A 23,143-nucleotide genomic window follows, 5' to 3' on the forward strand; every position below is an offset into this window, starting at 1 on the left:
TGATCTCTTACCTATTTGGGCGCCCCAGTGGACTTGACGTCTTACGCCGAGCTGGCCGTTCAGCTGGTCAACATGGGCGACGAACTCAAAAACCCCTTCTCCCTGCGAGCCCTGCTGGAGGAGACGGGCCGCACGGAGGCGGCCGCCCGCCTGACCCGCCGTGACATCGACGCGCTGTGCGAGCTGCGCGACGAGCTCGCGGGAGTCTTCGCGTCCGCCGCCGAGGGCGACGACGTGGATGTGGTCGAGCGGCTCAACGGGCTGCTGGTCCGCCATCCCGTGCATCCGCAGATCTCGGGGCACGACGGGCAGCCCTGGCACCTGCACCTGACCGAGGGCGGCCGGGTCGCCGACGCCCTCGCGGTCGGGTCGGTCATGGGCCTGGCCAGCGTCGTGACCCGGCTCGGCGTGGACCGGCTCGGCATCTGCCAGGCGACGCCGTGCCGCAACGCCTACCTCGACACCTCCTCCAACCGGTCACGCCGCTACTGCTCGGAGCGGTGCGCCAGCCGGGCCAACGTGGCCGCCTATCGCGCGCGCAAGCGCGGCGCCTGACCCGGGCGCGCAAGCGGGGCGCCCGATTCCGGTGCCGGGCGGCCTGCGGGGGCGCGGTCAGGCGGCCGGCGCGGGGAAGCGCAGCGCGGGCCGGGGCCAGTAACGCAGCACGACCCTGCCGACGACGTCCTCCTCGGGCACGGCGCCGAAGTCCCAGCTGTCGCGGCGCCCGGGGGCCGACTGGTTGTCGCTCTCCAGCCACCAGCCGTCGCCGGTGAGCCGGAAGGCCCGCTTGACGATCAGCCCGTGCGGCCGCCTGGCGACCACCACGTCACCCGGGCGGACGGGGGCGCCGAGCCGTACCAGCAGCCAGTCTCCCGGCCGCAACGCGGGCAGCATCGAGTCGCCGGAGACACACACGGCGGTGAGCACATCCCCCTCCGCACAGTGATTTCGAGACGAGTAAGGTCGGTCCTGGAACAGTGCTGTCACCAGCATTCCTAAGGAAGGATTCCGATGCTCGCACGACTGCTGCGACCCCGGCACGAGGTGTCCGCCCACTGCGACCTGCCGTGCGGGGTCTACGACCCGGCGCAGGCCCGCATCGAGGCCGAGTCGGTGAAGGCGATCATTAAGAAGTACGCCGACAACGACGACCCGGTCTTCAGGACCCGCGCGCTGATCATCAAGGAACAGCGGGCCGAGCTGGTCAAGCATCACCTGTGGGTGCTGTGGACCGACTACTTCAAGCCCCCGCACCTGGAGCAGTACCCGCAGCTCCACCAGCTCTTCTGGGACGCAACGAAGCTCGCCGGCGCCGCCGGCGCCAAGGGCACCGTCGACCCCTCCCTGGCCGACGACCTGCTCGCGAAGATCGACGAGATCGCCAAGATCTTCTGGGAGACCAAGGCCGCCTGAGCCTCGGGATCTCGGGCCCCGCACGGCCTCCACGGCCGCGCGGGGCCAGATCATCCCAAGGCCCATACAAACTCCATATTCGGTAGTACGGAATTTACGTGCAGTTACCTCCAAGGAACGCCACAATCAGCGCGTCCAGCCGGGGCAGCACCGCGCGAGTGGCGGTAAGTTGCAGTCAGCGGCACTCAGCCAGCTGAAGGGGCGAGGAGGAACGTGACCGAGGAAACCGAGACGCCTGCGGTGGATCTGACCGGGATTCGCGATGCTGTGAGTGTCCGGCTGCCCGCCGTGAGCGCCTACCTGTCCGTGCTGCGCACGGCAACCGCCGGGCTCGCCGCACGGCTCGACTTCACCCTCGACCAGATCGAGGACCTGCGCATCGCCGTCGACGAGGCGTGCGCCATGTTGCTGCGGCACGCCGTGCCCGGAACGGACCTCCTCGCGGAGTTCGAGCTCACGGGCCAGGAGATGACGGTTCGCGTCGAGGTCAACACGCTCGGCGTCAGCTCGCCCAACCGGGAGGACTTCGCCTGGATGGTGCTGACCGCGCTGGCCGACGACGTGGACGCCATCTCCGATCACGCCGACCACCTGGCGATCGTGCTGCGTAAGCGCCGGAGCACGGCGAGGCCGTCGTGATGACGGAAAGGACGAGTGCGATGACCTCCGGCGACTCGGCGGTGCCGGACCGCGTACGCGCGCGCACACTCTTCGCCGAGCTGTCGGAGCTCCCGCCGGACGACCCGAGGCGCCAGCGCATCCGCGACGAGCTGGTCGAGCTCCACCTGCCACTGGTGGAGTACCTGGCCCGCCGCTTCCGCAACCGGGGCGAGTGGCTCGACGACCTCACGCAGGTCGCCACGATCGGGCTGATCAAGTCGATCGACCGTTTCGACCTCGCACGCGGCGTTGAGTTCTCCACGTACGCCACCCCGACCATCGTCGGCGAGATCAAGCGGCACTTCCGCGACAAGGGCTGGGCGGTCCGCGTGCCGCGCCGGCTGCAGGAGCTGAAGCTCTCGCTCACCAAGGCGATAAGCGAGCTGTCGCAGCGGGAGAGCCGGGCGCCCACGGTCGCCGAGCTCGCCGCCCACCTGGGCATGAGCGAGGAGGAGGTCCTGGAGGGCCTGGAGTCGGCCAACGCCTACTCCACCGTGTCGCTCGACGCGCCGGACTCCGGCGACGACGACGCTCCCGCCGTGTCCGACTCGCTCGGCATCGTGGACGAGTCGCTGGAGGGCGTGGAGTATCGCGAGTCGCTCAAGCCGCTGCTCGAGCGCCTGCCTCCACGTGAGAAGCGGATCCTGCTGCTGCGTTTCTTCGGCAACATGACGCAGTCGCAGATCGCCACCGAACTGGGAATCTCGCAGATGCACGTGTCCCGGCTGCTCGCCCGGACCCTGGCCCAGCTCCGCGAGGGCCTCACCGCCGAGGACTGATCGTCCGGCCCGGACGGCGGGACGATCAGTGACGGACGACCGCGACGCCGCGCTCCCCCCGGCGGCGCCCGGTCATTGGCCGGTGCCTGCCCCGGTGCCTTCTGCTCAGCGCGCGCCGTCCTCGCCCATCAGGGCGTGGGTGGAGGCCGGCGCGAGCAGCGCGACCAGGGCGACCGCCGCCGCGGCGATGAGCGGGATGCCGAACGCGTACTGCGCGGACTGGATGAGGCTGATCGCCACCGGAAGCGCGAATATCTGCGTCACCACGGCCGGGCCCCGGCTCCAGCGCAGCACCTGCCACACGCCCCAGGCGACCCAGAGCAGCAGGGCGCCGCCGAGCACGCCGAACCCGGCCACCGCGATGCTGGTGACCATGTCGGTGGGTTTGCCGATCACGGTCTCGACGCCGACATAACCGCCCAAGACGAGGGCGAGCAGGCCCTCCGCGGCCAGGACGGCGGCGGCCACGGTCAGTGTGCCGGGGCGGCCGACGGAACTGCTGATCACACCGCCCAACCCTACCCGCAGATACGGTCGCCTCCTCGAGTAGGCGTCACCCGGCACGAGCGGTAAACCGTTCGTTAACCTTCAGGCATGCGGGCACTCCTCCTCGTCAATCCCAAGGCGACCTCGACACACCGGCGTACCCGGGACGTGCTGATCCGGGCGCTCGGCGCCGCCGTCGACCTGTCGGTCGAGGAGACCGCCTACCGCGGCCACGCGACCGCGCTCGCCGCCACCGCGCACGCGAAGGGCTTCGACGCCGTCGCGGTCCTCGGCGGCGACGGCACGATCAACGAAACCGTCAACGGCCTGCTGGACGCCCGGCCCACCGGCGGCGCGAGCGAACGGCCCGCGCTCATCGTGATCCCCGGGGGCAGCGCCAACGTCTTCGCCCGCGCCCTCGGGCTGCCCAACAACCCGGTCGAGGCGACCGGCGCCGTTCTGGAGGCGCTACGTGAAGGACGTCGCCGGACCATCGGCTTGGGACAGGCAATTTGGCACGACGAGGTTTCGGGCCCCGACCCGGGGGCAGATGCGCCACCTGACCAGAAAAGGTCTAGATATTTCACATTTTGTGCTGGGCTGGGATACGACGCCGAGGTCGTCCGAGCCGTGGAGGGCCTGCGGAGCGCGGGGCATCGCGCGCTGCCCGCTCTCTACGTGAACACGACGGTCCGCCACTTCTTCGTGACGGACCGCCGACGGCCGGCGCTCCGGCTGACGCGTCCCGGCCGGCCGACAGAGGATGGGATCTTCATGGCGATCGTGTCCAACACGTCGCCGTGGACATACGCCGGCACACGTCCGATCAACCCGACGCCGTGGGCCGGTTTCGAGACGGGGCTCGACATGATCGGGCTCCGGAAGATGACCCTGCCGACCGTGCTCGCGTTCGTCCGGCAGATCATCGGCGAACACCGGGGATTGCCGCGCGGTAAACACCTCGTTCAGATCCATGACGAGGCCGAGTTCACCCTCCGCTCCTCCCGCCCGGTCGCCTTCCAGCTCGACGGCGACTACCTGGGAGAACACGAGTGGGTGATCTTCCGTGCAATCCCGGACGCGTTACAAGTCCTCGTCTAGCCTGTTACATGTAGTCATAGTGTGACGCATCCGACAGCCACGACGGGCAAAACCTTGTCCCAAACCTCTTGTGTGGTGTTGGAACGGCTGAAAAGCTGAACACGACGTCGGAACGTAGGACCTTTACGGAGACCACCGCCTCCGTAAGGAGCCCCGGCGATCACGCGGACGAGCCCGGCCCCCACCCAGGATCCGGGTGATCGTTCGCATCAGCTAGTGAAAGAGTTCACAAAGTTGACGGCCAGAGGAGCCACGGAGGCTCCATTTGACGAAGGAGTGGAACGCATGGACTGGCGCCACCGCGCTGCCTGCCGTGACGTGGACCCCGAACTGTTCTTCCCGATCGGGAACACTGGTCCGGCGCTCATGCAGATCGAAGAGGCCAAGCAGGTATGCCGGCGATGCACGGTCGTCGAGTCCTGTCTCAAGTGGGCCCTCGAGTCGGGCCAGGACGCCGGAGTCTGGGGCGGGCTCAGCGAGGATGAGCGTCGCGCCCTCAAGCGCCGTACGGCTCGCGCCCGCGCCCGCGCCGCCGTCTGACTCCCCCGCCGCACGCGAACGCCTTCGGTGGATGCCTGCCATGGCATTCACCGATTCGCGGGGCATCGGAGCAAGGCCGGGACGGCCGCGTAGCCTCCCGCCCATAGGGCCGTCTGTCCACCAACGCATCGCGTCCACTATGGCATCCCCCACACCGGTCTCGCACAGCGGGACCCCCTGTGGAGCGTCCCGCGAGCCCAAGGCCCTGCGGGAGACCGATGCCCTGTGGGAACACAGGCCCTGCGGGAGACCGAGGCCCCTGCGGGAGATCAGCCCGACTGCACCGGGATGCTGAGGCTGACCTCGGTGCCGCCGCTGTCTCTCCTGGCCACGCCCAGGCGGCCCGACAGTTCGCCGACGACCAGCGTACGGACGATCTGAAGACCGAGGCTTCCCGTGGCTTCCAGGTCGAAGTCCTCGGGCAGGCCCTTGCCGTCGTCGGCCACCGTGAACTCCAGCCGGTCGGCGTCGCGGGAGACGAGGATCTGGACGTTCCCGGAGGAGTGGGCGAACCCGTGCTCGACGGCGTTCTGCAGCAACTCCGTCAGCACCATGGCGATGGGGGTCGCGACCGCGGCGGGCAGCACGCCGAAGCTGCCGACCCGCTTGATCGCCACCTGCGCGAGCGCCACCTCCGCCGTCATCGCGATGACCCGGTCGGCGATGTCGTCGAACTCGACCATCTCCTCCGGCATCTGAGCGAGGATCTCGTGGACGATCGCGATCGAGCCGACCCGCCGTACGGCCTCGTTCAGCGCCTCCTGGCCCTCCGGGTTGTTCAGCCGGCGCGCCTGGAGCCGCAGCAGTGCGGCCACCGTCTGCAGGTTGTTCTTGACCCGGTGGTGGATCTCGCGGATCGTCGCGTCCTTGGTGAGCAACTCCCGCTCGCGCCGCCGCAGCTCGGTCACGTCGCGGATCAGCACCAGCGCACCGATGCGGCCACCGCCGACGATCAGCGGGATCGCCCGTAGCTGCACGACCGTGCCGCCGTTCTCCACCTCGGTCTCCCGGGGGGCCCGCCCGCTGGCGACGACCATCAGGTCCTCGTTGATCGGCTCGTCGGAGTAGCACAGGTCGGCGGTCGTCTTCCCCAGGTCCGCCCCCACGAGGTCGGCGTGCAGGCCGAGCCTGCGGTAGGCCGACAGCGCGTTGGGCGAGGCGTAGGTGACCCGCCCGGCCTTGTCCAGGCGGAGCAGGCCGTCGCCCACCCGGGGCGACCTGACCAGGATCGGCTCCTCCTCCGCGAAGGGGAACCTGCCCTCGGCCACCATCTGCGCCAGATCGGACGCGCTCTGCAGGTAGGTCAGCTCCAGGCGGGACGGGGTGCGCGCCGACGACAGGTTGGTCGAGCGCTGGATGACCCCGATGATCGGGCCGTCCTTGCCCCGCCGCACCGGGATCGTCTCCTCGCGCACCGGGACGCCGCTGGACCAGTCGGGATCGCCCTCCCTGCAGATGCGGTGCTCGGCCCAGGCCACGTCGATCAGCGGCCGCTCCCCGGTGGGGATGGACATGCCCACGACGTCGTCGTGGTAGACGGTGGGGCCGGTCGTAGGCCGCATCTGGGCCACCGCCACCCACCTCGTGCCGCTCTGGTCGGGAACCCACAGTATGAGGTCGGCGAACGACAGATCGGCGAGCAACTGCCAGTCCGAGACCAGTGAGTGGATCCAGTCGACGCCGGCGGAATCGAGTGCGGTGTGGCGCGACACCAGGTCGCTGAGAGTCGGCACGAGTGCATGATGCGCCGCCGTCCGGGTCGAAAGCGAATCGACCATCGCCACCTGGCAAGATGCACCTCATGACAGGGCCGCTGGACAGACTGCGCGCGGCCGCCGCCGAACGGGAGGCGGCGGGCCTGCGCCGCACCCTCCGCCCGCGCACGCCCGACCACGACGGCCTGCTCGACCTGGCCTCCAACGACTACCTGGGGCTCTCGCGGGACGAGCGGCTCGTCGAGGCGGCCGTACGGGCCACCCGGGAGTGGGGGGCGGGCTCGACGGGCTCGCGTCTGGTCACCGGCTCCACCCGGCTCCACGCCGAGCTGGAGAACCGGCTCGCGGCGTTCGCCGGAGCGGCCGGGGCCCTGGTGTTCTCCTCGGGCTACCTCGCCAACCTCGCCGCGGTCGCCGCCCTCGGCCGGGGCGGCCTGATCGTCTCGGACGCGGGCAACCACGCCTCGATCGTGGACGCCTGCCGGCTGTCGCGGTCGCGGGTCGTGGTCACGCCGCACGGGGACGCGGAGGCGGTGGACAAGGCCCTCGCCGAGCGTGCCGAGGAGCACGCCCTCGTCGTCACCGACGCCGTCTTCTCCGTCGACGGCGACCTGGCGCCGCTGCGCGCCCTGCACGAGGCGGCCGTACGGCACGGCGCGCTGCTGGTGGTGGACGAGGCCCACGCGCTCGGCGTGGTGGGCGACCACGGCAGGGGCGCGGTGCACGCGGCGGGCCTCGCCGGATGTGCGGACATTGTGAGAACCGTCACGTTGTCGAAGTCCCTGGGCTCCCAGGGCGGCGCCGTCCTGGGGGCCCCCGAGGTGATCGGCACGCTCGTGGACACCGGCCGGTCGTTCATCTTCGACACCGGCCTCGCACCGGCCTGTGCCGGTGCCGCCCTGGCCGCTCTCGATATCCTGGAAAGCGCCGCTGACCTGCCCGGACGCGCTCGGCTGAGAGCCAGGGAGCTGGCCGCGCTGGCCCGCGGGCTCGGCTTGGAGACGGCCGATCCGGCGGCCGCCGTGGTGCCGGTCGTGCTCGGCTCGCCCAGGCTCGCCCTGTCAGCGGGAGCCCTGTGTGCGGAACTCGGGGTCCGCGTGGGATGCTTCCGCCCACCATCGGTGCCTCGGGGCCGGTCCTGTCTGCGGTTGACCGCGAGGGCCGATCTGAGGTCCGATGATCTCGCGGTGGTCCGGGGTGCGCTCACCGCTGTGGCCGAGTTGACGATGTTGCCTGAGTTGGGCGAGTTGAGGGTGGACAGGTGACGGAGCACAGCGAGGACTCTCCCCGGGTTCCGAAGTACTACGACGTGAAGCGCAGTCTTCTTGAGCTCACCAAGAGCCTGCCCGCGGGCAGCGCGCTCCCGCCCGAGCGCACCTTGGCGGTGCGCTTCGAGACCTCCCGGACGACGGTCCGGCAGGCGCTGTCGGAGCTCGTGGTCGAGGGGAGGCTGCTGCGCATCCAGGGCAAGGGCACGTTCGTCGCCCAGCCCAAGGTCGCCCAGGTCCTCCAGCTCACCTCCTACACGGGTGATCTGCGCACGGTCGGCCTGGAGCCGGACACCAAGATCCTCGACATCAGCTACATCACCGCCGACGAGGCGCTCGGACGGCGGCTGGCCATCAACCCCGGCGGCCGGGTCCTGCGGATCCACCGCCTGCGCCTGGCCAACGGCGAGCCGATGTCCATCGACACCACGCACCTGTCCGCCCGCCGGTTCCCCCGCCTGCGGCGCGAGCTGGAGGTGCACTCCTCGCTGTATGAGACCCTGCACAACGCCTACAACGTGCGGCTGACCGACGCCGAGGAGGTCATCGAGACCGTGCTCGCCACGCCGTACGACGCGCAGGTGCTGGGAGTGGACGTCGGCCTGCCCATGCTGCTGCTGACCCGGCACGCCTTCGACGCCGACGGCAACCCCGTCGAGTACGCCCAGTCGCTCTACCGCGGCGACCGCTACAAGTTCGTCACCCGCCTCCGCCGCCCCTGAGGGCCCATGGCTCCGAGAGGAAGCGGAAAAACACCGAGCGAGCCGAGGTGCGCGCCGCCAATCTGGACTGAGGAGCGCGCGGGAGCGAAGCGACCAAGCGCGACGAGGGAAGACACGGCCTGAAGGCGCCCCGAGCAGCCGAGCGGAGCGAGGCGAAGGAACACAGCGACCAGAGCGCGACGAGGGAAGTGCCCATGGCGCGCCTCCGGCACGACTTGGCGGGTTGGAGCGCCCCGACAGCGAAGCGGGGAACACAGTGAGCATTCTCGTCGTGACCGGGACGGACACCGGGGTCGGCAAGACGGTGGTGACGGCCGCGCTCGCCGTTCTGGCCAGGGAGCGGGACGCGACGGTCGCGGTGGTGAAGCCGGCGCAGACCGGGGTGGCGGCCGGGGAGCCCGGAGACCTCGACGAGGTGATCCGCCTGTCGGGGGTGACGACGACCTTCGAGATGACGCGGTATCCCGATCCGCTCTCGCCCGCCGCGGCTGCCCGCGTCTCGGGCATGCCGCCGCTGTCGCTCGCATCGGCGGCGGCGCGGATCGAGGAGCTGGCCGAGTCGCACCGGCTGGTGCTCGTCGAGGGCGCCGGGGGCCTGCTGGTCCGCTACGACGAGGAGGGCGGCACCCTCGCGGACCTGGCGCGGCGGCTGCACGCCCCCGTCCTCGTGGTGGCGCGCGCCGCGCTGGGCACGCTCAACCACACGGCGCTGACGCTCGAGGCCGTGGCGGGCCGGGGCCTCGATCTGGCGGGCGTGGTGATCGGGTCGTGGCCGGCCGATCCTGGGCTCGCCGAGCGGTCGAACGTCGCCGATCTGGAGATGCTCGCCGCCCGGCCGCTGTCGGGCGCGCTGCCGGAGGGCGCGGACGCGCTCGATCGGGAGGCGTTCGCCCGGGCCGCCCGCGCCGGACTCGCTCCCGCCCTCGGCGGCATGTTCGACCCGGCCCGATTCCGCTCGACCCTTAAGCTGCCCCTGTGACAGGAGTGCCGCCGAGGACCGACGGGAGTGCCGCGTGAGGACCGACATCCTGGAGATCGCCCGCGTTCGGGTTCTGGACGAGGGCAGGGGCCTCGACGCGGCCCAGGCGCTCGAGTGCCTGACGCTGCCGGACGAGCGCCTGCCCGACCTGCTCGCGCTGGCGCACGAGGTGCGGATGAAGTGGTGCGGTCCCGAGGTCGAGGTGGAGGGGATCGTCTCGCTCAAGACCGGCGGCTGCCCGGAGGACTGCCACTTCTGCTCGCAGTCCGGCCAGTTCTCCTCTCCGGTGCGCGCGGCCTGGCTCGACATCGCCTCGCTCGTCCGGGCGGCCGTCGAGACGGCCGCGACCGGGGCGACGGAGTTCTGCATCGTCGCGGCCGTACGCGGGCCCGACCGGCGGCTGATGGACCAGGTCCGCGAGGGCGTGAAGGCGATCCGCGAGGCGGTCGACATCAACGTGGCCTGCTCGCTCGGCATGCTCACCCAGACACAGGTGGACGAACTGGCCGAGATGGGGGTCCACCGCTACAACCACAACCTGGAGACCGCCCGGTCGCACTTCCCCCACGTGGTCACCACGCACACCTGGGAGGAGCGCTGGGACACCTGCCTCATGATCCGGGAGGCGGGGATGGAGCTGTGCTGCGGTGGCATCGTCGGCATGGGAGAGACCCTGGAGCAGCGGGCCGAGTTCGCCGCCCAGCTCGGCGAGCTGGAGCCCGACGAGGTGCCGCTCAACTTCCTCAACCCCCGGCCGGGCACGCCGTTCGCCGACCAGCCCCTCGTCGAGGGCACCGAGGCGCTGAAGACGATCGGCACGTTCCGCCTCGCCCTGCCGCGCACGATCCTGCGGTACGCCGGGGGCCGCGAGCTGACCCTGGGCGACCTCGGCACGAGGGACGGCATGCTGGGCGGCGTCAACGCCATCATCGTCGGCAACTACCTGACCACCCTGGGCCGCGCGCCCGAGCGTGACCTGGAGCTGCTCGCCGACCTCAAGATGCCCGTCAAGGCGCTCTCCCAGACCCTCTGACGCCGTCGGCGGGCGACCGGATGGAATCCCAGTCCGCGAGGGCGGAGTAGGCGCGGCGACACCGGGCATCAGCGGGAGTGACCGAGGTTCTCCTGTGGCTGGAGGGCATTGGCCGCCCATCTGTTCCGGTTACTGACCGACTGGTAGGTTTCACCCTATGGAGTCCCCCAAACACGCAGGCGACATCGCCGTCGCCGTCTCCCAGGCCTACGGCGTGGACACGATGTTCACGCTGTCCGGTGGGCACGTCTTCCCCTTGTACGACGGGGCCGTCCATCAGAACATGCGCATTCTGGACGTGCGCCATGAGCAGAGCGCGGTGTTCGCGGCCGAGGCGACGGCCCGGCTGACCCGGCAGCCCGGCCTCGCCGTGCTCACGGCCGGCCCCGGCGTCACCAACGGCGTCTCGGGGGTCGCCACCGCTCACTTCAACGGCTCCCCGGTCGTCGTGCTCGGCGGGCGCGCCCCGCGCTCACGGTGGGGCTCCGGGGCCCTGCAGGAGATGGACCATCCGCCGCTGTTCGAGCCCATCACCAAGCTCGCCTTCACCGGGTCGGGCGCGGACTCCATCGGGCAGGACGTCGAGATGGCCTTCCGCACCGCCCTGGCCCCGCATCGCGGCCCGGTGTTCCTGGACTTCCACATGGACGATCTGTTCTCCCCGTCGCCCGAGTACGTCTCCGAGACGCTGACCCCGTCGCCCCTGGAGCCCGACCCCGAGGCGCTCGCCGGCATCGCGAGGCTGCTCGCCGAGGCCGAGCGCCCGGTGCTGGTGCTCGGCTCGGACGTCTGGATGGAGCGCGCCGAGGAGGCCGCGCGGGACTTCGCCGAGGAGTGGCGCCTGCCCGTCGTCCCCAACGGCCAGGGCCGGGGCATCCTGCCCGCCGGGCACGAGCTGCTGGTCACCCGCGCCCGGGGCGTCGCCTTCGGCCAGGCCGACCTCGTCATCGTGGTCGGCACTCCGCTCGACTTCCGCCTCGCGTACGGCTGGTTCGGCGGCAAGGAGGACGCGCCGCTCGCCAGGGTCGTCCACATCGCCGACGCGCCCTCCCAGCTCGCGACGCACACCGGTCTGTCCGGGTCGGCCGCCGGCGACCTGTCGGTCATCTTCTGGGGGCTGTCCGCGGCCTGCGGGACGGCCGGAGTGAACCCCAAGGCGTATGAGCCGTGGGTGAGCGGGCTGAGCGAGGCCGCGGCGGCGGCGACCGCCGGGGACGCGGCCCTGCTGGAGTCCGACGCCGACCCGATCCACCCGATGCGCATCTACGGCGAGCTGAACAAGGTGCTCGCCGACGACGCGGTCGTCATCGGCGACGGCGGCGACTTCGTCTCCTACGCCGGCAAGTACGTCGAGCCGCGCCGGCCCGGCAACTGGCTCGACCCCGGCCCGTACGGCTGCCTCGGCACCGGGCTCGGCTACTCCATCGCGGCCCGTCTGGCGAGGCCGTCGTCACAGGTCGTGCTGCTGCTCGGCGACGGCGCGGCGGGCTTTTCGCTGATGGACGTCGACACGCTGGTCCGCCACCGCCTGCCGGTCGTCATGATCTGCGGCAACAACGGCATGTGGGGCCTGGAGAAGCACCCCATGCAGATGCTGTACGGCTACGACGTGGCGGCCGAGCTCCAGCCGCAGTGCCGCTACGACCAGGTCGTCACCGCGCTCGGCGGCGGCGGGGAGCTCGTCACGTCGCCGGGCGAGATCGGCCCTGCGCTGCGCCGCGCCTTCGACTCCGGCGTGCCCTATCTGGTGAACATCGCCACCGACCCGGCCATCGCCTACCCGCGCAACACGACCGGGGTGTGACCGCGCGTACGGCTCCGCCCGTGACACCCGGGCGGAGCCCGGCGGTCATCCCTCCGATCCCGTACAACCCGTAGACGGCTTGACGACCGCATCGTGATCACCCTGTCCGCCGATTGTGCTAGGACGGATGAGTGCGATACGTGCGCCTGGGATCTTCAGGCCTGAAGGTGTCGAGAGTCGCGCTGGGCATGATGAGCTACGGCGCCCCCTCGGCACTCTCGTGGAGCCTCGACCGGGACCGCGCCGAGCCGATCGTCCGGCGCGCGGTCGAGGCCGGCGTCACCTTCTTCGACACGGCCGACATGTACGGCGACGGCGCCAGCGAGGAGGTGACCGGCCGCCTGCTGCGCGCACTGTTCGCCAGGCGCGACGACTACGTGCTGGCCACCAAGGTCTACTACCCCATGGGGCCGGGCCCCAACGACGGCGGGCTGTCGCGCAAGCACATCATGTCGGCCGTCGACGCCTCGCTCATCCGTCTCGGCACCGATCATATCGACCTCTACCAGGTCCACCGGTGGGACGCGGAAACCCCGATCGAGGAGACGATGGCGGCCCTCGACGACCTGGTCCGAGCGGGCAAGGTGCGCTATGCCGGCGCCTCCCTGATGTACGCCTGGCAGTTCGCCAAGGCCCAGCACGCCGCCGAACGTCACGGTCTCACCCGGTTCGTGTCCATGCAGACTCGCTTCAACCTCCTGTATCGAGAGGAGGAACGCGAGATGCTGCCGCTGTGCGCGGATCAGCGGGTGGGTGTCCTGCCCTACAGCCCGCTGGCCCGGGGCGTCCTGGCCGCCACCGGCCCCCGCGACACCGACCGGGCGGCGGCGGAGCGCGGCAGGTCCCGCTTGACCGACGGCGACGACGCCGTCATCGGCGTGCTGCGCGCGATCGCCGCCGAGCGTGGCCTGCCACCCGCCCAGATCGCGCTGGCGTGGACGCTCGCCCACCCGGCGGTTTCCGCGTCGATGGTGGGAGCCACCAGAACCGGTCATGTGGACGATGCCGTCGCCGCCGTCGACGTGGCGCTCACCCTGGAGGAGAAATCCAGGCTGGAGGAGCACTACCGCCCCCGCGCCCCGTACGGCCACGCATGACGAGCCGCCGGACAGCCCGGTGACGTCCACCCGCGAAGGCCCGCCTCGCCTGCCTCAGGACGTCGCGGGAGTGCGGGTCAGGGCCGGGCTGGGTGACGGACTGGGCGAGGGGGACGGGCACGTCTTCTTCACCGTGAACGTGACCGTCGTGCCCTCCTTCACGAGCGTGTTCGCCGCCGGTTTCTGGCTGACGACCACTCCCTTGCACTCCTCCGGGCCCTCGTAGGCGGGTTTCGGGGTGAGACCCAGCATGTTGAGCCGCGCCAGCGCGGAGCTCTCGGGCAGGCCCTTGAGCTGGGGCACCTTGATCATGCCCTCGGTCGAGCTCGGCGAGGGCGTCGGGGAGGCGGTGCGGCTCGGCGACGGGCTGGGAGTCGGGCTCGGCGTGGGGCTCGGCTTCCTCTTGGTCGGGCTCGGCCGCGACACCGACACATCCTGGGAGGGCTTCGTGGAGGGCCGCGAGACGGCCCGCGTCGGCGACGGGGTCGGCGACGGAGTGATCAACGTCAGGGACGGAGCAGGCGACTCGGGGGTTGTGGACCCGGCCGAGGCCATGTTGATGCCGAGGACGGCCAGACCGCCGACGACGGCGAAGCCCGCCACCCCGGCCGCGACCGGCATCCCCCGTCCCCTCTTGGACCGCTGCGCCGCGCGCCGCGCCGTACGGGAGCCCTGCTGCGGGGAGGCGACGGTCGCCGGCGGCACGGCCGGGGCGTCGTTCCAGGACTCTCGTGTGACACGGTAGGTGGCGCCGGTGGCCGGGAGGGCCTCAGGCCCGCCCTGGTAGGGGCCTGCCTGGGTGGTCGCGCCCGTGGGCGCGGGCGGGGATCCCATGCCCATGGTGGCCGGGGCCCCGGTGGCGCCCTGCGGGCCGTACCCCCCTCCGGCCAGGCCCTGCGGGCCATAGCTGGGCGCGGCGTCCAGGGCCACGGTGCCGGGCACCCCAGGAGCGGGAGGCAGCACCGACTGCCGGGCAGCCTGGCTCATCGCGGCGGCGGACGGCCAGCGGCGGGCCGGGTCCTTCGACATGGCCCGCTCGACGATGGCCCGGACGGCGGGCGGCACGTCGGGCGGCAGCGGCGGCGGCTCCTCGCGGATGTGCTTGAGCGCGATCGTCACCGGCGAGTCGCCGTCGAAGGGACGCTGCCCGGCCAGGCACTCGTACGCCACCACGCCCAGCGCGTAGATGTCGACGGCGGGCGTGACCGGAGCGCCCTCGGCCTGCTCCGGCGCGCAGTAGGCCGCGGTGCCGAGCACCATTCCGGCGTCGGTGAGCCGGCTGCCCTGGTCGGCGCGGGCGATCCCGAAGTCGGTCAGCACCAGCGTGCCATCGGACCGCACCAGCAGGTTGCCCGGTTTGACGTCCCGGTGCACGATCCCCCGCTCGTGCACGGCCTGGAGGGCGGAGGCCGCCTGCGCGATGAGCTCCATTGCGGGCTCGGCGCCGATGCGGCCGAGGCGGGTCAGCAGGCGGTCGAGAGGCTCGCCGTCGACGAACCGCATGACCAGGTACGCGGTGGAGCCGTCGCCGGGGACCTCGGTGACCCCGTAGTCGTAGACGTCGACGACGCCGGGGTGGTTGACGGTCGCCATCGCCCGGGCCTCGCCCTGGAAGCGGACGGCGAATCCGGGGTCGTCGAGACGACCGGGGAGAAGCACCTTGACGGCGACGGTGCGCGCGAGGACGGTGTCCTCGCCGCGCCATACCTCGCCCATGCCCCCGGCGCCGAGCCGGGCGTCCAACCGGTAACGCCCAGCCAGGGTCATGCCTTGGGCCACCATTTGCGCCCCGTACCCCCTAAGTGAATCGACCCCCGAAGGTGTCCAACAAAGCAGGTTCGTGTCGCGGGTAGATAACGACAAGTTAACGGAACCCTGTACGCGAAAGGGATCCAGGCTCGGGGATCGAAGGTCGAGCCTACCTGTTATCCGCCCGTACTACCGTGCACCGAGCACCGTGCCGTCCAGTTCCTGGGCGTGATCTGGACGACCATGCGGCGGCGGCAGTGCGGGCAGTAACGCGGTGGCTCCATCACCCTGGCGGCCAGGCAGGCCGCGTGATCACCGTTCCCGGCCGAACGGCCGCAGTGATCGCAGTAGAGGTCCACAGTGCACCACCCTAACCGCTGCCCGCCTCCGCCGCCTGGAAAGCATCATGGAGTCCCCGCTGCCAATTAAGACGCTTCCCGGCCCCTTTTAGTTGCCTGGCAATCTCCACGGGCGTCGGGGAATGACGAACCAATAGGCTGACCCGCATGAGTGTTGCTCCAGGTCTGCGCGCCGAGGTCCTCATCATGGTGGAGCGCGAGGACACGGCGATCCGGGTCGGCAGCGGCGACGTGCCGGTGCTGGGCACGCCGCGGCTGCTGTCGTTCGCCGAGGGAGCCACGGTCAAGGCCGTGCAGCATCACCTGGAGCCGGGGCAGACCACGGTGGGGACCAGGGTGCTGATCGAGCACCGTCTGCCCAGCCCGGTCGGGATGCACGTCGAGATCGGCGTCGAGCTCACGGAGGTGGACGGCAGGCGGCTCGTCTTCTCCGTCAGGGCCGTCGACAAGACCGGAGCCCTGGTCGCCACGGGCACGATCGAGCGGGTCGTCGTCGACCGGGAACGGTTCCTCTCCCGTCTTTGAACATCCGGCCCGCTCTACTCGATGACGGCGATGACGTCTCCCTCCTGGACGACGTCGCCCTCCTGCACGTGAAGCTTCGAGATGGTCCCGGCGTCCTCGGCGAGGACGGGAATCTCCATCTTCATCGACTCCAGGATCACAAGGGTGTCGCCCTCCTCGACGACCTCGCCCTCGCTCACGACGATCTTCCAGACGTTCGCCACCATCTCGGCGCGCACCTCGGCCACCCGGGAACTCCCCTCAAATAATCCAGCAGATCAGGCTTTTCTCATCCGGGAGACCAGCCCGGTGTCATAGTTCCCGCTCACGAACTCGGGATGGTCGAGCAACTCGGCGCAGAACGGCAGGTTGTGCTTCGGGCCCTCGATGCGGAACCCGGCGACGGCCTCCCGGCCCCGCTCCAGCGCCTCCTCGCGGGTGGCACCGGTGACGCAGAGCTTGGCCATCAGCGGATCATAGAACGGCGTGACGGTGTTGCCCGCCGCGTACCCCGAATCGATGCGCACCCCCTCGCCCGCCGGCTCCTCCCATACACCGATCTTGCCAGGGCCGGGCAGGAACCTGCGGGGGTCCTCGGCGTAAACGCGGAACTCGATCGCGTGGCCGGTCACCCGCGGCTCGACGGAGTAGACCTCGCCGGCCGCGACACGGATCTGGTGCTCCACGAGGTCGAGGCCGGTGACCAGTTCGGTGACGGGGTGCTCCACCTGGAGCCGGGTGTTCATCTCCAGGAAGACGAAGTCCTGGGCGTCGGCGTCCACCAGGCACTCCACCGTGCCCGCGCCGCGATAGGACACGGCCTCCCCCGCCCGTACGGCCGCCGCGAGCATCCGCTCGCGCAGCTCCGGGGTCACGCCGGGAGACGGGCTCTCCTCCACGACCTTCTGGTGGCGCCGCTGGACCGAGCAGTCGCGCTCGCCCAGGGCGACCACGGTGCCGTCGGCGAGGCCGAGGATCTGCACCTCGACGTGCCTGGCCCGCTCGATGTAGCGCTCGAGCAGGATGGCCGGCTCGCCGCCGAAGCGGGCGGCCGCGCGGCAGGCCTGCTCGAACGCCTTGGCCAGCGACTCGTCGTCGCGCGCCACGCCCATGCCGATGCCGCCGCCCCCGCCGGCCGCCTTCACCATCACGGGGAACCCGATCTCCTCGGCGGCCCGCCGGGCCTGCGCGAGGTCGGAGACCGGCTCCCTGGTCCCGGCGGCGACCGGCACGCCCGCGGCCTCCATCAGGTTGCGGGCGTTGATCTTGTCGCCCATCTGCTCGATGGCCTTGGGGTTCGGGCCGATCCAGACGAGCCCGGCCTCGATCACCGCACGGGCGAACGCGGCGTTCTCCGCCAGGAAGCCGTATCCGGGGTGGACCGCCCGCGCTCCCGTCGCACGGGCGGCCTGGAGGACCTTGTCGATGTCGAGGTAGCTTTGGGCCGGGTTCGCGGGGCCGAGGAGCACGGCGTCGTCGGCCTCACGTACGAACGGCAGGTCGGCGTCCGCCTCGGAGTGGACCGCGACGGCGCGCAGCCCCATGCCCCGCACCGTACGGATGATCCGGCGGGCGATTTCACCGCGGTTGGCTACGAGAACTGAGTCGAACACGCACCCAACTCTAGGATGATCCCCCGCTCCGTCCCCCCGCCCGTTCCGACTGAACGCGGGGGCCGAATCTGTAGGGTCGCCACAACACCGACGGACCCGGCGTGCCGTTGAAGGCGTTCCGATGCTACGTCTGCTACAAGCGCGTTACGAGCACGAGCCGGTCGACGACGCGCGCCATCGCCTCCACCGCTCCGGGGTCGTAGGCCGACCCGCCGTCGAGACGCAGCCGCTCCAGAGCCGCCGCCGCGCGGTCCCTGTCGGTCGAACCGCCCACGAGGTCGTCGTAGGCGTTGGCGGCCTTGATGATGCGGCTGGCCATCGGCGGGGACTCGGCGAGCGTGTCGCACTGCCGCCGGACGATCTCCGCGACGCCGTGGAGGACGCCGGTCTTCCTGATCACCTCGGCGCCCAGCTCGGCGATCCGCCGCGCCTGCGCGGGGTCGGCCAGCACGGTCGCGCCGCCGGGGATCGGGTCGCGCAGCGAGAGCTGGCCGATGTCGTGCATGAGCGCGGCGTACTCCAGCTCCAGCAGCTGCGGCTCCGCCATGCCCAGCTCCCGCCCGATGGCGACCGACAGCTGGCTGACGCGGCGCGAGTGGCCCGGCTCGACGTAGCCGCCGACCTCGGTGACCCGGCTCAGCGCGCGCACGGTCTGCAGGTAGGTCGCCCGGATGCCGGCGTACTTGCGGAACGCCACCTGCGTGACGAGCAGCGGCGCGGCGAACGCGGGCAGCGCGGTCATGTCCATGCTGTGCGAGGCGAGCGCGAGCAGGATGCCGGACGCCGCGACGGCGGCGCCGAGCGGCGCGGCCATCCTGATCTCGTCCCGTACGGCCACGACGAACGCGGTCCTAACCTGGTCGGCCCTGAGCATGGCCGCGATCACCACGTCGGCCGCGAGCATGACCGTGACGAGCACCGCCATCACGCCGAGCGCCGGCCACCAGTTCCCGTGCCGGTCGGCCGTGTCGCGTGCGAGCTCCCCCAGCGGGCCGGCGAGCGGCCGGTAGGCGAAGGCGAGCAGCGACCCGGCGAGCAGCCGCCGGGCCATCGCGTCGAGACGCGGCGGCCGGCCGACCGCCAGGTGCGGCAGCCCGCCCGCGATCATGCCGACCGACATCACCGCCACGACCTGCAGGGCCGAATGGTGCGCCGGCCGTCCGCCCACGTCGAGCAGCAGGGCGTACCCGAGGGAGGCGGCGGTGGAGATCGGAGCTACCTCGCGGTTGCCGGGCATCGTGAGCCGGGCCAGCTCTCCTGCGGCGATGAGCGCGCCGAACCCGATGGCGACCCGCGGATCGGTCAGGCCCTCCGCCGTGGTGTGGGCGATCCCCGCCACGGTCAGCATCCCGGCGGCGCAGATGAGCAGGAGCTGGCCCGAGTCGAGCCCCACCGGCCTGGCCGTCAACCGACGCTCCCTCACCGCTCCGACACCACCTGGATGGGCGTCGTCGGGTCGTCGTGGTCCTTCACCGTGGTTTCCACGGCGGCGTCGTCCGGCGGGACGGGCACCGGCTGCGCCAGGTCCCAGCCGTGCCGGTCGAGCGCCTTGACGAACGCGCACACCATGTCGGGGTCGAACTGGGTTCCGGCGTTCTTGCGCAGCTCGGCCACCGCGAACTCGATCGACTTGGCCTTGCGGTAGGAGCGGTCGGAGGTCATGGAGTCGAACGCGTCGGCCACCGCGATGATCCGGGCGAACTCGGGGATCTCCGAGCCGGCCAGGCCCATCGGGTAGCCCTTCCCGTCATGTCGTTCATGGTGGTGCATGATCCCGGCGAACGCCTCGTCGAGGAAGTCGATGCCCCGCACGATCTCCAGCCCGCGCATCGGGTGGAGCTGGATCGCGGCGTACTCCTCCTCGGTCAGGCGGCCGTCCTTCTGCAGCACCTTGGTCGGCACGCCGAGTTTGCCCACATCGTGGAGCATGCCCGCGTACCGGATCGCGCGCAGCCGCTCGGTGCCCATCCCGATCTCCTCAGCGATCATGGACGAGGCCGCGGAGACCCGCGTGCAGTGCCCGCGCGTGTAGTAGTCCTTCGTCTCCACCGCCTGGCACAGCGCCGCGATCGTCGCGTCGTACGCCCGATGCTCGGCGTGGTAGTGCCCCAAGGCCCACCGGGCCACGAACAGCGGCAGCAGCACGAGCACGGCCGAGATCGACTGCACCGTCGACCACAGGGCCGCGATCAGCAGGCCGAAGGTGGCGAAGCCGACGTAGGAGCTCAGGAACTGCACCATCGCGCGGAGCGAGACCTGGTCTTTGTGCACCGCGGACGCCAGTCGCAGGATGACCGCGGTCAGCGCGAAGTTGACGGCCACGAAGACGACCGTCGCCGCGGCGTACGGCACGAGGATGCCGGGGAAGTCGGCCGGCTCGGGCAGGTCGGCCCGTCCCCCCGTGCCCTCGTAGGCCCATCCGGCGGCGTACCCGCACAGGGCGTACTGCGCGCCGTTGAACAGCCGTTTCACCATCGGCAGGCCGGGGCGCACGCTCACGACAGCGGCCAGGCCGACCAGGGCCGCGCCCTCCGGGCCGACGAGCACCACGGCGGCCAGCGCGGCGGAGAAGCTCACCGACACCGCGACGTGCGGCACGTTGAGCAGCGTCGGCACCGACTCGCAGAGCAGGAAGAGCAGCGCCAGTACGAGAAGCGCCGACCAGTCCTCCGCCGCGAGCCCGTGATGCGCGAGGAGACCGCGCGTGATCACGAGACCGGCGGTTCCGACGAGTGCGACGAAGTAGACCCTGGCGGGCCACGGAAGTTCCCGCATGGCGGCCACCTTGAATGCGGATCGGACCCGTGGGCCGGCCCTGCCGGACCGGCCCACGGGCAGTGACTACGTCCAGGAGATCCCCGGGGTGCCGGCCGCGAGACCGGCCAGAGCCACCACCGGAGTGAGCAGCGCCAGCGCCACTATCAGCCTGACGACGGTCTTCCCAAGCATTGCGCCGCCTCCACGTCGATGTCGCACTCAGGCTACAGAAGGGCCGACTGCCGGTCGGGGATGTCGCGACCATCGCAGCCAAACCGTAACCAAGCCATCACACCGCGTGCAATTGCACCGGTTTGTCAGTGCCTTCTCACGGGGCGAGCCGGGCCATCAGCCGACGAACGTCGTCGTCCACATCGGCCTGGAGCATGCCGTTGTCCACGCTCGGCGTGCAGCCGTACCAGATGTGCACGCCCCCCGGGACCATGCTGTCCTGCCGGCCCCGGCGGTCGTGGGCGGCCCGGCAGGGGTCGTCCGGCCGGGAGACCGCCATGGCCGGCGGTTCAACCGGCGCACGCGATCAGACGAGCGCCTGGCGGGCCCATTCGACGGTGGCCTTGAGGCCTGTGGGCAGGTCGTGCCGGGGACGCCAGCCGAGGGCCTCGTACGCCGGGGCGGGGTCGACGGCCATCGCGGGGAGGTCGCCCATGCGAGGGGGCTCGAAGCGGGGCTCGTCAGGCGCTCCGGCCGCCGCGGCGATCAGGCTGTGCAGCTCACGGTCGGTGGTCTGGACGCCGGTGCCGAGGTTGACACGGCGGCCGTCGCCGTGGGGCCCGCAGGCGCGGGCGAAGCCGTCGACCACGTCCTCCACGAAGACGTAGTCGCGCGTCTGGGAGCCGTCGCCGTACACGACCGTGGGCTTTCCCGCCAGCAGGGCGTCGGTGAAGATGGCGACCACCCCGGCCTCGCCCTCGGGCGACTGGCGCGGCCCGTAGACGTTCGACAGCACGAGCGTGGTGTATTCGAGCCCGTGCAGCGCCCGGTAGGTGGCGAGGTACAGCTCGCCGCCGAGTTTGGAGGCGGCGTAGGGCGAGCGTGGGTCGGTGGGGGCGTCGCCCGGGACCGGAATCACGGCCGGCCTGCCGTAGACGGCGACGGAGGACGAGTAGACGACCTTGCGGGCCCCGGCGCGGCGGGCGGCCTCCAGGACGTTCACCGTGCCCTCGACGTTGATCCTGGCGTCGGTCAGCGGGTCGGCCACGCTCCTGCGCACGCTGATCTGCGCGGCGAGGTGACAGACGACCTCCGGCCGCCAGCGTTCGGCGAGCTCCGCGAGCGCCGGGTCGCGCACGTCCATGACATGGAGGGGGGCGTCGGGGTTGCGCACGTGGCCGGACGACAGGTCGTCCACCACCGCGACCTCGTGGCCGTCCCCCAACAGCCGATCGACGAGGGTCGATCCGATGAACCCCGCCCCGCCCGTGACCAGTGCCCGCATGTCCCCGCCCTTCCCGGCCTGTAACGGAAGATCCTAACGAGCATTGCCCCGGCACGGCCCGATCACGCCCCCGCGATGGAGGCGCGCCTCGCGGGGGCAGGGCGCGGCGAATGGCCGTGCCACCCGGCCGTCGCCCCCTCGGGACCGCCGAACTAGTCGGCCATCTCGGCGCGTACCTGCTCGATCCGGGTGAGCACCTTGCTGCGCAGATCCTGCGGGACAGGGTCGCACCCGCAGTGTTTGGCCACGAGCCGCTTGACGGCCTCCTCGAGGCCGTACTCCTCCAGGCAGGGAGAGCACTCGTCGAGGTGCTTCCTTATCTCGGAGATGCGGTCGCTGTCCAGCTCACCGTCCAGGTAGGTGTACACCCGGTCGAGCACCTCGCTACACGGGGTGTCGTGGTGGTTCCCGCAGCTCATCGCTCCTCCTCGCCAAGCGTCCCGCCGAGACCCGCGCCGCGGGAGTCCGACCGCACGAGGCCGCGCTCGCGCGCGTAGTCCTCGAGCTGGTTGCGCAGCTGCCGGCGGCCCCGGTGGAGGCGCGACATCACGGTCCCGATGGGCGTGCCCATGATCTCGGCGATCTCCTTGTACGGGAAGCCCTCGACGTCCGCCAGATAGACGGCGATGCGGAACTCCTCGGGGAGCGCGGCGAGAGCGTCCTTCACGTCGCTGTCGGGAAGGTGCTCGAGCGCCTCGATCTCGGCCGACTTCAGCCCGCTGGACGTGTGCGACTCCGCCCGGGCGAGCTGCCAGTCCTCGATCTCCTCGGTGCCCGCCTGCTTGGGCTCCCGTTGCTTCTTCCGGTAGCTGTTGATGAACGTGTTGGTGAGGATGCGGTAGAGCCAGGCCTTGAGGTTCGTCCCCTCCTGGAACTGGTGGAAGGAGGCGAACGCCTTGGCGAAGGTCTCCTGCAGGAGATCCTCCGCATCCGCTGCGTTTCGGGTCATCCGGAGCGCGGCCGAGTACAGTTGGTCGAGAAACGGCATGACGTCGCGCTCGAACCGCTCGCTGCGCTGCTCCAGAGTCTCCTCGGCTGTCTTGGAGACCGGACCCACCCCCTTAAGGACACCGTACCCAGCCGAGGATACCGGCCCGGCAACGTCCAG

General features: G+C 71.0%; 26 protein-coding genes. 13 read left to right on the plus strand and 13 right to left on the minus strand.

Annotation, left to right across the window (positions count from 1 at the left end):
• Positions 1 to 27 precede the first annotated feature (27 nt).
• Complete coding sequence (locus tag FH610_RS39530; RefSeq protein WP_139580369.1) at positions 28 to 555, plus strand: CGNR zinc finger domain-containing protein; 528 nt, start codon at positions 28 to 30, stop codon at positions 553 to 555.
• Between the two features lie 57 nt (positions 556 to 612).
• On the opposite strand, the gene FH610_RS39535 is transcribed toward FH610_RS39530, so the two are convergent.
• Positions 613 to 927 (minus strand): S24 family peptidase, encoded by a 315-nt coding sequence (locus FH610_RS39535; RefSeq protein WP_240809467.1) that lies wholly within the window; start codon positions 925 to 927, stop codon positions 613 to 615.
• An 84-nt stretch (positions 928 to 1,011) separates the two neighbouring features.
• Between FH610_RS39535 and sodN the strand changes: the two genes are divergently transcribed.
• The 3 genes from sodN to FH610_RS39550 all read left to right on the plus strand — a co-directional run bounded on the left by sodN (position 1,012) and on the right by FH610_RS39550 (position 2,852).
• Positions 1,012 to 1,413, plus strand: a complete 402-nt coding sequence (gene sodN, locus FH610_RS39540; RefSeq protein WP_139580370.1) for a superoxide dismutase, Ni — start codon at positions 1,012 to 1,014, stop codon at positions 1,411 to 1,413.
• Positions 1,414 to 1,626: 213 nt separating this feature from the next.
• A complete protein-coding gene (locus tag FH610_RS39545; protein ID WP_079316287.1) occupies positions 1,627 to 2,052 on the plus strand; it encodes an ATP-binding protein in 426 nt (141 codons plus the stop codon).
• Positions 2,052 to 2,852, plus strand: a complete 801-nt coding sequence (locus tag FH610_RS39550) for an RNA polymerase sigma factor SigF (RefSeq protein WP_139580371.1) — start codon at positions 2,052 to 2,054, stop codon at positions 2,850 to 2,852. Before FH610_RS39545 ends, FH610_RS39550 begins: the two co-directional genes overlap by 1 nt.
• 105 nt (positions 2,853 to 2,957) lie before the next feature.
• Here FH610_RS39550 and FH610_RS39555 read toward each other — a convergent pair whose 3' ends face one another.
• Complete coding sequence (locus tag FH610_RS39555) at positions 2,958 to 3,359, minus strand: hypothetical protein (RefSeq protein WP_240809468.1); 402 nt, start codon at positions 3,357 to 3,359, stop codon at positions 2,958 to 2,960.
• Positions 3,360 to 3,446: 87 nt separating this feature from the next.
• Between FH610_RS39555 and FH610_RS39560 the strand changes: the two genes are divergently transcribed.
• Together FH610_RS39560 and FH610_RS39565 are read left to right on the plus strand one after the other, a co-directional pair.
• Positions 3,447 to 4,439, plus strand: coding sequence for a diacylglycerol/lipid kinase family protein (locus FH610_RS39560; RefSeq protein ID WP_139580372.1), 993 nt, complete (start codon positions 3,447 to 3,449; stop codon positions 4,437 to 4,439).
• A gap of 285 nt (positions 4,440 to 4,724) precedes the next feature.
• Positions 4,725 to 4,979 (plus strand): WhiB family transcriptional regulator, encoded by a 255-nt coding sequence (locus FH610_RS39565; RefSeq protein WP_139580373.1) that lies wholly within the window; start codon positions 4,725 to 4,727, stop codon positions 4,977 to 4,979.
• Positions 4,980 to 5,248: 269 nt separating this feature from the next.
• On the opposite strand, the gene FH610_RS39570 is transcribed toward FH610_RS39565, so the two are convergent.
• Entirely contained in the window at positions 5,249 to 6,712 is a 1,464-nt protein-coding gene (locus FH610_RS39570) for a sensor histidine kinase (RefSeq protein WP_139580374.1), read from the minus strand.
• Positions 6,713 to 6,780: 68 nt separating this feature from the next.
• Between FH610_RS39570 and FH610_RS39575 the strand changes: the two genes are divergently transcribed.
• From FH610_RS39575 to FH610_RS39600, 6 genes are all read left to right on the plus strand, one after another.
• A complete protein-coding gene (locus tag FH610_RS39575) occupies positions 6,781 to 7,959 on the plus strand; it encodes an 8-amino-7-oxononanoate synthase (protein WP_139580375.1) in 1,179 nt (392 codons plus the stop codon).
• Positions 7,956 to 8,684, plus strand: coding sequence for a GntR family transcriptional regulator (locus FH610_RS39580; RefSeq protein WP_079316286.1), 729 nt, complete (start codon positions 7,956 to 7,958; stop codon positions 8,682 to 8,684). Before FH610_RS39575 ends, FH610_RS39580 begins: the two co-directional genes overlap by 4 nt.
• Positions 8,685 to 8,940: 256 nt before the next feature.
• Entirely contained in the window at positions 8,941 to 9,663 is a 723-nt protein-coding gene (gene bioD / locus FH610_RS39585) for a dethiobiotin synthase (RefSeq protein ID WP_139580376.1), read from the plus strand.
• 34 nt (positions 9,664 to 9,697) lie between these two features.
• Positions 9,698 to 10,696 carry a biotin synthase BioB gene (gene bioB, locus FH610_RS39590; protein ID WP_139580377.1) on the plus strand — a complete coding sequence of 333 codons (999 nt, stop codon included), beginning with the start codon at positions 9,698 to 9,700 and terminating at the stop codon, positions 10,694 to 10,696.
• A 157-nt stretch (positions 10,697 to 10,853) separates the two neighbouring features.
• On the plus strand, positions 10,854 to 12,500 hold the full coding sequence (locus tag FH610_RS39595; protein WP_139580378.1) for an acetolactate synthase: 1,647 nt from the start codon (positions 10,854 to 10,856) through the stop codon (positions 12,498 to 12,500).
• A 131-nt stretch (positions 12,501 to 12,631) separates the two neighbouring features.
• A complete protein-coding gene (locus tag FH610_RS39600) occupies positions 12,632 to 13,597 on the plus strand; it encodes an aldo/keto reductase (protein WP_139580379.1) in 966 nt (321 codons plus the stop codon).
• A 54-nt stretch (positions 13,598 to 13,651) separates the two neighbouring features.
• Here FH610_RS39600 and FH610_RS39610 read toward each other — a convergent pair whose 3' ends face one another.
• Positions 13,652 to 15,364 (minus strand): serine/threonine-protein kinase, encoded by a 1,713-nt coding sequence (locus tag FH610_RS39610; protein WP_240809469.1) that lies wholly within the window; start codon positions 15,362 to 15,364, stop codon positions 13,652 to 13,654.
• Positions 15,365 to 15,522: 158 nt separating this feature from the next.
• Positions 15,523 to 15,705 carry a biotin synthase auxiliary protein BsaP gene (bsaP, locus tag FH610_RS45870; protein ID WP_139580381.1) on the minus strand — a complete coding sequence of 61 codons (183 nt, stop codon included), beginning with the start codon at positions 15,703 to 15,705 and terminating at the stop codon, positions 15,523 to 15,525.
• A 147-nt stretch (positions 15,706 to 15,852) separates the two neighbouring features.
• Between bsaP and FH610_RS39620 the strand changes: the two genes are divergently transcribed.
• Positions 15,853 to 16,230, plus strand: a complete 378-nt coding sequence (locus FH610_RS39620; RefSeq protein ID WP_079316282.1) for a thioesterase family protein — start codon at positions 15,853 to 15,855, stop codon at positions 16,228 to 16,230.
• 14 nt (positions 16,231 to 16,244) lie between these two features.
• Here the strand turns inward: FH610_RS39620 and FH610_RS44920 are convergent, their stop codons facing one another.
• The 8 genes from FH610_RS44920 to FH610_RS39660 form a co-directional block, all read right to left on the minus strand.
• Complete coding sequence (locus FH610_RS44920; RefSeq protein WP_139580382.1) at positions 16,245 to 16,457, minus strand: biotin/lipoyl-binding carrier protein; 213 nt, start codon at positions 16,455 to 16,457, stop codon at positions 16,245 to 16,247.
• Between the two features lie 30 nt (positions 16,458 to 16,487).
• Entirely contained in the window at positions 16,488 to 17,822 is a 1,335-nt protein-coding gene (locus FH610_RS39630) for an acetyl-CoA carboxylase biotin carboxylase subunit (protein WP_139580383.1), read from the minus strand.
• A gap of 133 nt (positions 17,823 to 17,955) precedes the next feature.
• The gene (locus FH610_RS39635) at positions 17,956 to 19,230 is read right to left on the minus strand and encodes an HD-GYP domain-containing protein (protein ID WP_420813772.1); all 1,275 of its coding nucleotides are present in this window, start codon (positions 19,228 to 19,230) and stop codon (positions 17,956 to 17,958) included.
• Positions 19,231 to 19,241: 11 nt separating this feature from the next.
• The gene (locus tag FH610_RS39640; protein ID WP_139580384.1) at positions 19,242 to 20,597 is read right to left on the minus strand and encodes an HD-GYP domain-containing protein; all 1,356 of its coding nucleotides are present in this window, start codon (positions 20,595 to 20,597) and stop codon (positions 19,242 to 19,244) included.
• A gap of 310 nt (positions 20,598 to 20,907) precedes the next feature.
• Positions 20,908 to 21,090: a hypothetical protein gene (locus FH610_RS39645; RefSeq protein WP_139580385.1), complete on the minus strand. Its 183-nt coding sequence runs from the start codon at positions 21,088 to 21,090 to the stop codon at positions 20,908 to 20,910.
• Positions 21,091 to 21,117: 27 nt separating this feature from the next.
• On the minus strand, positions 21,118 to 22,035 hold the full coding sequence (locus tag FH610_RS39650; protein ID WP_139580386.1) for an NAD-dependent epimerase/dehydratase family protein: 918 nt from the start codon (positions 22,033 to 22,035) through the stop codon (positions 21,118 to 21,120).
• 152 nt (positions 22,036 to 22,187) lie between these two features.
• Positions 22,188 to 22,454, minus strand: coding sequence for a mycothiol system anti-sigma-R factor (rsrA, locus tag FH610_RS39655; protein ID WP_139580387.1), 267 nt, complete (start codon positions 22,452 to 22,454; stop codon positions 22,188 to 22,190).
• Positions 22,451 to 23,092, minus strand: a complete 642-nt coding sequence (locus FH610_RS39660; protein WP_036408640.1) for a sigma-70 family RNA polymerase sigma factor — start codon at positions 23,090 to 23,092, stop codon at positions 22,451 to 22,453. The genes rsrA and FH610_RS39660 overlap by 4 nt, the downstream gene beginning before the upstream one ends.
• Positions 23,093 to 23,143 lie beyond the last annotated feature (51 nt).

This window comes from Microbispora catharanthi, assembly GCF_006334915.2.
Classification (GTDB): domain Bacteria; phylum Actinomycetota; class Actinomycetes; order Streptosporangiales; family Streptosporangiaceae; genus Microbispora; species Microbispora catharanthi.

What these genes read in the sequence shown, in the direction of transcription:
- sodN (WP_139580370.1), top strand. Translation starts at nt 1,012, where the DNA reads ATGCTCGCACGACTGCTGCGACCCCGGCACGAGGTGTCCGCCCACTGC.
- FH610_RS39550 (WP_139580371.1), top strand. Translation starts at nt 2,052, where the DNA reads ATGACGGAAAGGACGAGTGCGATGACCTCCGGCGACTCGGCGGTGCCG.
- FH610_RS39560 (WP_139580372.1), top strand. Translation starts at nt 3,447, where the DNA reads ATGCGGGCACTCCTCCTCGTCAATCCCAAGGCGACCTCGACACACCGG.
- FH610_RS39565 (WP_139580373.1), top strand. Translation starts at nt 4,725, where the DNA reads ATGGACTGGCGCCACCGCGCTGCCTGCCGTGACGTGGACCCCGAACTG.
- FH610_RS39575 (WP_139580375.1), top strand. Translation starts at nt 6,781, where the DNA reads ATGACAGGGCCGCTGGACAGACTGCGCGCGGCCGCCGCCGAACGGGAG.
- FH610_RS39595 (WP_139580378.1), top strand. Translation starts at nt 10,854, where the DNA reads ATGGAGTCCCCCAAACACGCAGGCGACATCGCCGTCGCCGTCTCCCAG.
- FH610_RS39610 (WP_240809469.1), bottom strand. Translation starts at nt 15,364, where the DNA reads ATGACCCTGGCTGGGCGTTACCGGTTGGACGCCCGGCTCGGCGCCGGG.
- FH610_RS39620 (WP_079316282.1), top strand. Translation starts at nt 15,853, where the DNA reads ATGAGTGTTGCTCCAGGTCTGCGCGCCGAGGTCCTCATCATGGTGGAG.
- FH610_RS39640 (WP_139580384.1), bottom strand. Translation starts at nt 20,597, where the DNA reads ATGCGGGAACTTCCGTGGCCCGCCAGGGTCTACTTCGTCGCACTCGTC.
- FH610_RS39645 (WP_139580385.1), bottom strand. Translation starts at nt 21,090, where the DNA reads ATGGCGGTCTCCCGGCCGGACGACCCCTGCCGGGCCGCCCACGACCGC.
- FH610_RS39650 (WP_139580386.1), bottom strand. Translation starts at nt 22,035, where the DNA reads ATGCGGGCACTGGTCACGGGCGGGGCGGGGTTCATCGGATCGACCCTC.
- rsrA (WP_139580387.1), bottom strand. Translation starts at nt 22,454, where the DNA reads ATGAGCTGCGGGAACCACCACGACACCCCGTGTAGCGAGGTGCTCGAC.